At 73.7% G+C, this 10,387-nt stretch carries 11 protein-coding genes; 7 read left to right on the forward strand and 4 right to left on the reverse strand.

All coding sequences use genetic code 11. From position 1 onward, the window contains the following. The first annotated feature begins 32 nt into the window (after positions 1–32). Positions 33–812, forward strand: coding sequence for an HAD-IIA family hydrolase (locus tag ACGFZN_RS27010; RefSeq protein WP_393861249.1), 780 nt, complete (start codon positions 33–35; stop codon positions 810–812). Here ACGFZN_RS27010 and ACGFZN_RS27015 read toward each other — a convergent pair. From ACGFZN_RS27015 to ACGFZN_RS27025, 3 genes are all read right to left on the reverse strand, one after another. Further along, positions 801–1,574 carry a sulfite exporter TauE/SafE family protein gene (locus ACGFZN_RS27015; protein WP_393861082.1) on the reverse strand — a complete coding sequence of 258 codons (774 nt, stop codon included), beginning with the start codon at positions 1,572–1,574 and terminating at the stop codon, positions 801–803. The genes ACGFZN_RS27010 and ACGFZN_RS27015 overlap by 12 nt on opposite strands. 108 nt (positions 1,575–1,682) lie before the next feature. Next, positions 1,683–3,194: a long-chain fatty acid--CoA ligase gene (locus ACGFZN_RS27020; protein ID WP_393861083.1), complete on the reverse strand. Its 1,512-nt coding sequence runs from the start codon at positions 3,192–3,194 to the stop codon at positions 1,683–1,685. 62 nt (positions 3,195–3,256) lie between these two features. Further along, entirely contained in the window at positions 3,257–4,444 is a 1,188-nt protein-coding gene (locus ACGFZN_RS27025; RefSeq protein ID WP_393861084.1) for a thiolase family protein, read from the reverse strand. Between the two features lie 151 nt (positions 4,445–4,595). On the opposite strand from ACGFZN_RS27025, the gene ACGFZN_RS27030 reads away from it, so the two are divergent. From ACGFZN_RS27030 to ACGFZN_RS27045, 4 genes are all read left to right on the forward strand, one after another. Beyond that, a complete protein-coding gene (locus ACGFZN_RS27030) occupies positions 4,596–5,405 on the forward strand; it encodes an alpha/beta hydrolase (RefSeq protein ID WP_393861085.1) in 810 nt (269 codons plus the stop codon). 86 nt (positions 5,406–5,491) lie between these two features. Next, positions 5,492–5,977, forward strand: coding sequence for a Dps family protein (locus ACGFZN_RS27035; RefSeq protein ID WP_393861086.1), 486 nt, complete (start codon positions 5,492–5,494; stop codon positions 5,975–5,977). Positions 5,978–6,014: 37 nt separating this feature from the next. Then, positions 6,015–6,347, forward strand: a complete 333-nt coding sequence (locus ACGFZN_RS27040) for a DUF3140 domain-containing protein (protein ID WP_393861087.1) — start codon at positions 6,015–6,017, stop codon at positions 6,345–6,347. A 14-nt stretch (positions 6,348–6,361) separates the two neighbouring features. Beyond that, on the forward strand, positions 6,362–7,009 hold the full coding sequence (locus tag ACGFZN_RS27045; RefSeq protein WP_393861088.1) for an endonuclease: 648 nt from the start codon (positions 6,362–6,364) through the stop codon (positions 7,007–7,009). A 41-nt stretch (positions 7,010–7,050) separates the two neighbouring features. Here ACGFZN_RS27045 and ACGFZN_RS27050 read toward each other — a convergent pair whose 3' ends face one another. Beyond that, a complete protein-coding gene (locus ACGFZN_RS27050; RefSeq protein WP_393861089.1) occupies positions 7,051–7,905 on the reverse strand; it encodes a Cof-type HAD-IIB family hydrolase in 855 nt (284 codons plus the stop codon). Positions 7,906–8,121: 216 nt separating this feature from the next. On the opposite strand from ACGFZN_RS27050, the gene ACGFZN_RS27055 reads away from it, so the two are divergent. Next, a complete protein-coding gene (locus ACGFZN_RS27055) occupies positions 8,122–8,934 on the forward strand; it encodes an SAM-dependent methyltransferase (RefSeq protein ID WP_393861250.1) in 813 nt (270 codons plus the stop codon). Between the two features lie 49 nt (positions 8,935–8,983). After that, positions 8,984–10,387, forward strand: coding sequence for a glutamine synthetase (locus tag ACGFZN_RS27060; RefSeq protein ID WP_393861090.1), 1,404 nt, complete (start codon positions 8,984–8,986; stop codon positions 10,385–10,387).

Consider the following 10,387-nt stretch of genomic DNA (forward strand, 5'->3'; position numbering starts at 1 on the left):
CCCGGGTCGGTACGGTCGGAGCCATGGGAACCGTGGCATCCGTGCGTGCCGTGCTGGTCGACGTCGACGGTGTGCTCACCGTGTCCTGGAAGCCGCTGCCGGGTGCGGTGGAGGCGCTGCGGGCCGTCCGGGACGCGGGGCTGGGGGTGGTCCTGGTGACCAACACCACCTCCCGGTCCCGGGCGTCCATCGCGGGATCGCTGGCGGACGCGGGGTTCCCGGTGGGCGCCGAGGACATCCTGACGGCTCCCGCGGCCACCGCCGCCCATCTGGCCGGCGCCCGTGTGGCGCTGCTGAACAGCGGGAACGTAGCGGAGGACCTGGAGGGGGTCACCCTGGTCGGCGACGACGGCGCGGAGACACCGGACGTCGTCCTGCTGGGCGGCGCCGGGCCGGAGTTCGGTTACGAGGCGCTCAACCGCGCCTTCGGGCGGCTCCAGCGCGGCGCACGGCTGGTCGCCATGCACCGGAACCTGTACTGGCGGACGGACGACGGGCTCCAGCTCGACGCGGGGGCCTTTCTCGCGGGCCTGGAGGCGGCCGCCGGGGTCGAGGCGGAGGTCACGGGCAAGCCGGCGCGGGCCTTCTTCGAGGCGGCCCTCGGGCGTCTCGGGGTGGGCGCGCACGAGGCGTTGATGGTCGGGGACGATGTCGAGCACGACGTGCTGGCGGCACAGCGCCTGGGCATCACCGGGGTGCTGGTGCGCACGGGCAAGTTCCTGCCGGAGACCCTGGAGCGGGCGAGCGGCGCCCCGCACCATGTGCTGGACTCCTTCGCGGACCTTCCGGCGCTGCTGGGGCTAGCGCAGTAGGAGCTGCACCCCGCCCACGACGGTCGCCGCGATCACGAGTCGTTCGAACAGCCGCTGGTTGATCCTGGTCACCGCCCACTTGCCGAACAACGCGCCCGGCACGACGAACACCGCGAGCGCCGCGTCGAGCAGCAGCGAGCGCCCGTCGATCAGGCCGAGGCCGGCGCTGAACGGCACCTTGGAGACGTTCACGATCAGGAAGAAGAACGCCGAGGTGCCGAGGAAGCCCAGCTTCCGGAAGCCGGCCGACAGCAGGTACAGCGACATCACCGGGCCGCCCGCGTTGGCGACCATCGTGGTGAACCCGCCGAGCATGCCGTACGAGCGGGCCTTGGCGCGGCCGGCGCGCGTCGTCACCGCCTCGGGCTCCCGCGCCGCGTCCGCCGTACGCCGCCGCCACAGGGTCACCCCGGCCATCAGCAGCAGGATCGCGCCGATGGAGGTCCGGACGATCCCGTCGTCGGCCCACACCAGGAACAGGGTGCCGGCCACCACCCCGGCCGCGACGGCCGGGAACAGCCGCCACAGGGTGGGCCAGTGGGCGTGCCGCCGGTAGGTCAGGACGGCGAGCACGTCGCCGGCGATCAGGACGGGCAGCAGGATGCCGGTGGAGGCGCGGGCCGGGAGGACCGCCGCGAAGACCGCGAGGCTCACGGTGTTGGCCCCGCTCACGGCGGTCTTGGAGAAGCCGACGAGGAGGGCCGCGAAGGCGAGCGCCGCGAACCCCCAGCCGGATATGTGCCAGAGCGTCATCGTGTTCATGCGGGGACCGATGCTATGTCCGGACAAGCCTCCGGCGTAAGCACCGTCTCGCCAGGTGGCCCCTGCCCCCGACCCTGCTCCGGTCCCCGCCGCCCGCCGCGGACGCCGCTACGGCTGCTCGGCGTACTGCGCCCGCAGTTCCCGCTTCAGCACCTTCATGCTGGGCCCGAGCGGCATCGCGTCGGTGAACTCCACGCGGCGCGGGTACTTGTGCCGGCCCAGGTGCTCCTTGGACCACTCGGTGATGGCGGCGGCGTCGGGCGCGGCGCCGGGCGCCGGTACGACGACGGCGCACACCTCCTCGCCGTGCAGTTCGTCGGGCAGTCCGATGACCGCGACCTGGGCGATGCCGGGGTGGCGCATCAGCACCTCCTCGACCTCCCTCGGGTAGACGTTGTAGCCGCCGCGGATGATGACGTCCTTCTTGCGGTCGACGATCCTGAGGAAGCCGTCCTCGTCCTTGGTGCCGAGGTCGCCGGTGCGGAACCAGCCGTCGACCACGGCCTCGGCAGTGGCCTCGGGCCGGCCGAGGTAGCCGGAGAAGACGTTGTGGCCGCGGATGACGACCTCGCCCAGCTCGCCCGGCGGCAGCAGTTCGATGCCCTCGGCCTCGGCGCGGGCGATCTCCACGTCGACGCCCCACAGCGGGTGGCCGATGGTGCCGGGGCGGGTGCCGAACACGGGCTGGTTGACGGTGGCCGTCGGCGAGGTCTCCGACAGTCCGTACCCCTCGTAGACCGTCGCCCCGAAGGCCTTCTCGAACCGCTCCAGGACGGCGACCGGGAGCGAGGCCCCGCCGGAGACGCACACGCGCAGGGCGGGCAGCGCACGCGCGTCCTGGGCCGCAGCGGCGAGCGCGACGAACATGGTCGGCACGCCGTGGAAGGTGTTCACGCCCTCCTCGGCCATCAGCTCGATGGCGCGGGCCGCGTCGAAGCGGGGCAGCAGCACGAGCGTGGCGCCCGCCCGCCAGGTGGAGTTGAGGGACACCGTCTGGCCGAAGGCGTGGAACAGCGGCAGCGCGCCGAGGGCGATGTCGTCGGGGCGGATGTCGTTGGCGTCGAAGGCGTTGACGGTCGCGTTCATCACGATGTTGAAGTGGCTGAGCACGGCGCCCTTCGGGACGCCGGTCGTGCCGCTCGTGTAGAAGACGACCGCCGGGTCGTCGGCGGCGCGGGTGACGTACGAGCGCAGCGGTTCGGCTTCGGCGGCGAGCCTGTCGAACTCCTCGCCGAGGACGGCGACGCGGACGCCGGTGGCCTCGGCGGCGGCCCGGCCGGTCGCCGCCTGGGCCGGGTGGACGAGCAGGAGGGCGGCGCCGCTGTCCCGCAGCACGTGCTCGACCTCGCCGGCCGACAGCAGCAGGTGCACGGGGACGACGACTCCGCCCGCCGCGAGGACGGCGTAGTAGGCGACGGGGAACTGGGCGGTGTTGGGGGCCATCAGGGCCACCCGGTCGCCCGGCCGTATCCCGAGACCGGTCAGCGCGCCCGCCCCGGCCAGGGCCCTGCGCCACGTGTCGGCGAAGGTGAGCCGCAGATCGCCTTCGACCAGGGCCGTCTTGTCGGGGCGGCGCCGGGCGTTCTCGGCGAGGATGGCTGCGACGGACAGGGATGCCATGCGGTGGTGCTCCGTTTCACTTGCTGCGGCTCGACTGACCGGTTCCCCCCGTTGGATGTGCGCTAGTGCCGCTCGACCAGCACCGCGCTGCCCTGTCCCACTCCGACGCACATGGTCGCGAGTCCGCGCCCGGCGCCGGTGCGCCGCATGCGGTGCAGCAGCGTCGTCAGGATGCGGGCGCCGGAGCAGCCGAGGGGGTGGCCGAGGGCGATGGCGCCGCCGGTCGGGTTGACCAGGTCCGGGTCGATGCCCAGCTGGTCGACGCAGGCGAGGGCCTGCGCGGCGAACGCCTCGTTGAACTCGGCCTCGTCGAGGTCGGCGATGTCCCAGCCGGCCCGCGCCAGCGCCTTGCGGGTGGCGGGGACCGGGCCGATGCCCATCACGTCGGGGTGGACCCCGGCGGAGGCGCCCGCGACGTAGCGGCCCAGGGACTCCAGGCCCAGTTCGTTCAGGGCCTCCTCGCTGACCAGGAGCAGTCCGGCCGCGCCGTCGTTCATCGGCGAGGAGTTGCCCGCGGTGACCGAGCCGCCCTGACGGAAGACCGGCTTGAGGCGGGCGAGTTTCTCCAGCGAGGTGTCCTCGCGCACGCACTCGTCCTGCTCGACGACGATGCCGTCCGGGCGCTCGACGGCCAGGAGTTCGTCGTCGAAGTGCCCGTTCTTGCGGGCGGTGGCGGCGAGCCGGTGGCTGCGCAGGGCGAACTCGTCCTGGCGCTCGCGGGAGACGCCGTAGCGCGCGGCGACCTCCTCCGCGGTCTCGCCCATGGCCAGCAGGCCGTGCAGCTCCTTCATGGCCGGGTTGACCAGGCGCCAGCCGAGGCGGGTGTCGTGGGTCTCGATGCGCCGCGGCAGGGCCTCGTCGGGGCGGGGCAGCACGAAGGGGGCGCGGCTCATCGACTCGGAGCCGCCCGCGATCACGATGTCCGCCTCGCCGGCGGCGATGGTGCGGGCGGCGGCGGTGACCGCCTCGAGCCCGGAGGCGCACAGCCGGTTGACGGTGGCGCCGGGCACGGATTCCGGGAGCCCCGCGAGCAGGGCGGCCATGCGGGCCACGTTGCGGTTGTCCTCGCCGGCCTGGTTGGCCGCGCCCCAGTAGACGTCGTCGATCCGGGCCGGGTCCAGGGCGGGCACGTCGGCCACCAGGTGACGGATGACGGCCGCCGCCAGATCGTCGGGCCGGACGGCGGACAGGGCTCCGCGCAGCTTGCCGATGGGGGTGCGGCGGGCGGCCGCGAAGTGGACGGGACGCACGGCTACGACTCCTGACCTGCGACCGGCCGACGTCGCTGTCGGCCGGCGGACCACACGGGACTTAATTAGCACTGCTAGTTTTGGACTATAGACCGCCGACCGGCCCGCTGGGAAGATCCCCCCGGAGCTTCACCGACTCACCGGAGGAGACATGCGCCACGCCCGCGAGCACACCCTCGACGGCACCCACGGCCCGCTCGCCGTCCTCGAGTGGCCGCACCCCGCGCCGAGGTACCTGGCGCTGGCGGCGCACGGCTACGGCGAGCACGCGGGCCGGTACGGCGGGCTCGCCGCCGTCCTCACCGCGCACGGGGCCGCCGTGTACGCCCCGGACCACGCCGGCCACGGCCGGTCGGCCGGCGAGCGGGTGCTGATCGAGGACTTCGAGGACGTGGTCACCGACCTGCACCGCGTCGCGGAGCTTGCCTTGACCGCGCACCCCGGTGTGCCGCTGGTGCTCGTCGGCCACTCGATGGGCGGGCTGATCGCGGCCCGCTACGCCCAGCGGTACGGCGCCGGGCTGAGCGCGCTGATCCTGTCCGGGCCGGTGATCGGCGACTGGGAGCTGCCCGGGCGGCTGCTGGCCCTGCCGGAGATCCCGGACACCCCGGTCAGCCCGGCGGCGCTGTCCCGGGACCCGGCCGTGGGCGCCGCCTACGCAGCCGATCCGCTGGTGTGGCACGGGCCGATGAAGCGGCCGACGGTGGAGGCGTTCGCGCGGACCCTGCGGACCGTCGCCCAGGGCGGCGACGTGGGCGGCCTGCCGCTGCTGTGGCTGCACGGGGACGACGACCGGCTGGTGCCGCTGCCCGGCAGCCGGACCGGCGTCGAGCGGCTCGCGGGTTCCCGCGCGACCGAGCGGATCTTCCCCGGGGCGCGGCACGAGGTCTTCCACGAGACGTGCAAGAAGGAGGTCTTCGCGGAGGTGACCGGCTTCCTGGACCGGGTGCTACCGCGCTGATCAGGCACGTTTGCGCACCGCCCCCGTGGATACCCGCGCCCGGAGACACGAAGGAAGAGATGACGGACCACGAAAGGGGCGAGGTCTTGACCGTCGTGAGGAGCACCCTGCCGGAGAGCGCACTCGGGGTCACCGGCACCGCGCTGCAGGACACCCTGGTGGATCTGCTCGGGCTGTCGCTGATCGGCAAGCAGGCGCACTGGAACATCGTGGGACCCCGGTTCCGCTCGATCCACCTTCAGCTGGACGAGGTGGTCGCGGCGGCGCGGGCCCACGCGGACACCGTCGCCGAGCGCGCCGCCGCGCTGGGCGTCCCCCCGGACGGCCGGCCGGAGACCGTCGCCGCGACCTTCGCGCTGCCCGGCGCCAAGGAAGGATGGCTGCGCGACACGGAGGTCGTCGACCTGATGGTCTCGGCGCTGCGGGAGGCGATCGGACGGCTGCGGAAGCGGATCGCCGCCACCGACGAGGCCGACCCGGTCACCCAGGACCTGCTGATCTCCATCACCGCCGACCTGGAGAAGCAGCACTGGATGTTCGAGGCCGAGAACCAGCCACGGGACGCCGGCTGACCAGCGGCGGCGGAACCGTACACGGAAGGGGAAACCCATGGCCCACTCCCCCGAACTCGACGCGCTGTGGGACGACTTCCACCGCGTGGTGAACATGACCTCGGCGGAACTCGCGGACTGGCTGCGGGTCCGGGACTCCGGCCAGACGGCCGAGCCGCTGCCCGACCAGGCGGGCCCGCCGCTCGGACAGCACGTGCTCGCCATCCTCCAGAAGCGCCGCATGGACGTCACCGACGACGACGTCCGCGTGATGCGGGAGGTCGTGGACACCGTCGGCGACCTGGTGGACATGGAGGAGGAGCCGGAGGCCGAGGACACCCGCCGCCGGCACCAGCTGATGTCGATGGGCCACGACCCGCTCAAGCCCTAGCCGGGAGCGCCGGCATGAACCGCGACGAACGCGTCCTGCGCGCCCTGCTGTCGGAGTACGGGCAGACGTACGCCGAGGAAGCGGGCATCCGGTTGAAGGACACCCCGCAGCCGCTGTACCGGCTGCTCGTGCTGGCCCTGCTGCTCAGCGCCCGGATCCGCGCCTCCGTCGCGGTGGCCGCCGCGCGGGAGCTGCACAAGGAGCGCCTCGACAGCCCGCGCCGGATGGCCGGCGCCGACTGGCAGCAGCGGGTGGACGCCCTCGGCCGCGGCGGCTACCGGCGCTACGACGAGCGGACCGCCACCCAGCTCGGGGACGGCGCGGAGCTGTTGCTGGACCACTGGGCCGGGGACCTGCGCCGGCTGCACGAGGAGGCGCACGGCGACACCGGTGAACTCAGGCGGCTGCTCCAGGAGGAGCCGGGCGTCGGACCGGCCGGTGCGGACATCTTCCTGCGCGAGGCGCAGCGCGTGTGGCCGGAGCTCGCGCCGTATCTGGACGGCAAGGCGCTGTCCGGGGCGGAGCGGCTCGGCCTGCCGAAGGACCCGGAGAAGCTGACGAAGCTGGCCGGGAACGCCGAACCGGCCGTCCTGGCCGCAGCGTTGGTGCGCGCCGCCCTCGACAAGGAGGTGGCCGAGGACTGCCTGCGCCGCGCGGCGTGAGCCGGGCCCCGCCCCGGCGCCCGTGCCGGGGCGGGGCCCGGTTACAGGCCGAGGACGCGGGAGATGGTGCGCAGCACGCCGTTGTCGTTGTTGGACGGGGCGAGGTGGCGGGCCCGGCGGACGACCTCCGGGTGTGCGTTGGCCATCGCGAAGGACCAGTCGGCGGCGTCGAGCATCTCCAGGTCGTTGAGGTAGTCCCCGAAGACCATGGTCTGCGCGGGGGTGATGCCGAGCGCCCGCTGCAGGCCGCGCAGCGCGGCGCCCTTGTTGGCGGTGCTGTTCATGACGTCCACCCAGTGCTCGCCGGAGACCACGACCTGGTGGGTGCGGGTGAAGCCGGCGAGGGCCGGGGCGGTGGAACGCTCGGCGGACCCGAAGTCGAACAGGGCGATCTTGATCACGTCGTCGGCGACGGCGGTGACGTCCGGCACGATCCGGTGCTCCACGTAGTACTTGCGCACCTCGGCCAGGAACGCCTCGTCGGTGCGCTCGACGTACGCCGCCCGCTTGCCGCACACCACGGCGCCGACGTCCACGCCGTCCGCGGCCAGCCGCCGTACCGTGCGCACCACGTCGGCGGCGACGGACCCGTCCATCGGGTCGGAGCTGAGTTCCACACCGTCGCGGACCACGTAGGTGCCGTTCTCCGCGATGAAGACCATGCCCTCGGCGACCCGGGCGAACTGCCGGGCCAGCGTCGCGTACTGGCGGCCGCTCGCCGGGCTGAACAGCACGCCCCTGCGGCGCAGTTCGGCGAGCGTCGGCCACAGCTCGCCGGGGATCCGCTTGGCGTCGTCGAGCAGGGTGCCGTCCATGTCGGTGACGATCAGCCGGATGTCGGCGGGGCCCGTGGGCAGGGGCCGGGGGTCGACGAGGGGCGTGGGGAGCGCGGGCATGTCCTGTTTCCGGTCGGGGACGGCGTACCGGTCCAGTGTTCCTCATGGCGAGAACGGCGTTCCGGCCGCACCGGTCCGCCGCTCCTCCTGTCCCGGAACGTCCCGGAACGTACCGAAGCGGTCCTGAACCGCCCGCGCTGCGCTGTTCCCGGGACAGCGCGATCAACGGACGGCACAATGACGGCGGAGAACCGCGAGCGGAAAAGGGGCGGCGACGTGACCGAGGGGCACTCCCCGACGGCAGGACCGGCACAGCTGAACACCTCTGTGGCGCACAACGCCCGGGTGTGGAACTACTGGATCGGCGGCAAGGACAACTACGAGGTCGACCAGCGGGTCGGTGAGCACGTCGCCGGGATGTTCCCGGTGATCCGGACGGTGGCCCGCGCGGACCGGGAGTTCCTGTCCCGGGCGGTGCGGTTCCTGGCCGGCGAACGCGGAATACGCCAGTTCCTGGACGTGGGCACCGGTCTGCCGACCGTGGAGAACACCCACGAGATCGCGCAGCGCATCGCCCCCGAGTCGCGGATCGTGTACGTCGACAACGACCCGATCGTGCTGGTGCACGCCCGTTCCCTGCTCACCAGCTCACCCGAGGGCGTCACCGACTACATCGACGCCGACGTGCACGACCCGGACGGCATCGTGCGGCGCGCCGCCGAGACCCTGGACCTGAACCGGCCGGTCGCGCTGATGATGCTCGGCATCCTGAACTTCGTCCTGGACACCGACGAGGCCCGGGACATCGTGCGGCGGCTGCTGGCGCCCCTGCCGCCGGGCAGTCACCTGGTGCTCACCCACCCGACCCACGACCCGGAGGTGGGCGGCGAGGGCAACCGGGCCGCGATGGAGTTCTGGAACGCCAACGCGACCCCGCCGATCACCGCCCGCAGCCGCGCGGAGATCGCCGGATTCCTCGACGGCCTGGAGCTGGTCGAGCCGGGTCTGGTGCCCTGCTCCCAGTGGCGTGCCGGGACGGAGTCCGCCGCCGCGGTGCCGCAGTACGGCGCCGTGGCCGTGAAACCCTGACGCCGGCGCCGGGCGGACCCCGAGGACGGCGTGAGCGTAAGGAGGACGCATGACCACCCTTGCCGATCCCGTGCCCGGCGGGCGACCGGAGGATCTGCGCCGGGTCGCCGGGATCACCGCCGACCTCGCCGCGCGGGGCGTGCGCGGGATCGTGCTCGCCTATGTGGACACCGCGGGCGTCTGCCGGGTGAAGACGGTCCCGACCGCCCGGCTGGAGGCGGCCGTGTCCTGGGGTGTCGGCATGTCCCCGGTGTTCGACACCTTCCTCGCCGACGACTCGATCGTCACCACCGACGTCCTCGGCTCCCCGGACGGCGACCTCAGGCTCTACCCCGACCTGGACCAGCTGGTGGCGCTGGCCGGGCAGCCCGGCTGGGCGTGGGCGCCGGTGGACCGGATCACCCAGGAGGGAGAGAGCCACCCCGGCTGCGCCCGGACGTTTCTGCGCCGGACCGTCGCCGGCGCGGCCCGGCGGCACGGCCTCGCCTTCAGGGCGGCGATCGAGGTCGAGTGGGCGGTGGGGCTGGACTCGGCGCCGCCCGGCGAGTTCGTGCGCGCGGTCACCGGCCCGGCGTACGGCGCGATCCGGCAGGTGGAGCTGAGCGACTACACCGCCGATCTGCTGGCCGCGTTCGACGCCCAGGGCGTCCCGGTCGACCAGCTCCATCCCGAGTACGCGGCCGGGCAGTTCGAGGTCTCCACGGGCGCGCTGGACCCGGTGGCGGCGGCGGACCGCAGCGTGCTGGTGCGGCAGACGATCCGGGCGGTCGCGCAGCGGCACGGGCTGCGGGTGTCGTTCTCGCCCGCGGTGTCCGCCGAGGGGGTCGGCAACGGCGGCCACCTGCACCTGTCCTGCTGGCGCGACGGCGCGAACCTGCACGCGGGCGGCGAGCGCCGCCACGGCATGACCGCCGAGGCGGAGTCCTTCGCCGCCGGGATCCTGGCCCGCCTGCCGGCGCTGACGGCGGTCACCGCGCCGAGCCCGGCCAGCTATCTCAGGCTGCGGCCCTCCCGGTGGGCGGGGGTGTTCACCGCCTGGGGGCGGGAGACCCGCGAGGCCGCGCTGCGGGTGATCACCGGCTCGGCGGGCCGCCGGGAGCAGGAGGCGAACCTGGAGGTGAAACCGGTCGACCTGGCCGCCAACCCCTATCTCGCCCTCGGCTGTGTCATCGCCGCGGGACTCGACGGGATCGGCGCGGCGCTGCCCCTGCCGGAGGAGATCACCGGCGACCCCGCCCGGTACGGTCCGGACGAGGCGGCGGCCCTCGGGGTGCGGCGGCTGCCGCAGTCGCTGACCGGGGCGGTCGAGGAGTTCCGGGCGGACCGGGTGCTGCGGGACGCGCTGGGCCCGGTCCTGGCGGACGCGGTGACCGCCGTACGGCTCGGCGAGGCGGCGGCCGTCGAGGACCTGGACGACGCGCGGGTGGCGGCGGCCTACCGCTGGGTGTACTGA

The sequence above is a fragment of the Streptomyces sp. NPDC048192 genome, assembly GCF_043202415.1.
GTDB lineage: Bacteria > Actinomycetota > Actinomycetes > Streptomycetales > Streptomycetaceae > Streptomyces.

Excerpts from the sequence above, each read along its gene's own strand:
- ACGFZN_RS27015 (WP_393861082.1), bottom strand. The coding sequence starts at position 1,574 with ATGAACACGATGACGCTCTGGCACATATCCGGCTGGGGGTTCGCGGCG.
- ACGFZN_RS27020 (WP_393861083.1), bottom strand. The coding sequence starts at position 3,194 with ATGGCATCCCTGTCCGTCGCAGCCATCCTCGCCGAGAACGCCCGGCGC.
- ACGFZN_RS27030 (WP_393861085.1), top strand. The coding sequence starts at position 4,596 with ATGCGCCACGCCCGCGAGCACACCCTCGACGGCACCCACGGCCCGCTC.
- ACGFZN_RS27040 (WP_393861087.1), top strand. The coding sequence starts at position 6,015 with ATGGCCCACTCCCCCGAACTCGACGCGCTGTGGGACGACTTCCACCGC.
- ACGFZN_RS27045 (WP_393861088.1), top strand. The coding sequence starts at position 6,362 with ATGAACCGCGACGAACGCGTCCTGCGCGCCCTGCTGTCGGAGTACGGG.
- ACGFZN_RS27050 (WP_393861089.1), bottom strand. The coding sequence starts at position 7,905 with ATGCCCGCGCTCCCCACGCCCCTCGTCGACCCCCGGCCCCTGCCCACG.
- ACGFZN_RS27060 (WP_393861090.1), top strand. The coding sequence starts at position 8,984 with ATGACCACCCTTGCCGATCCCGTGCCCGGCGGGCGACCGGAGGATCTG.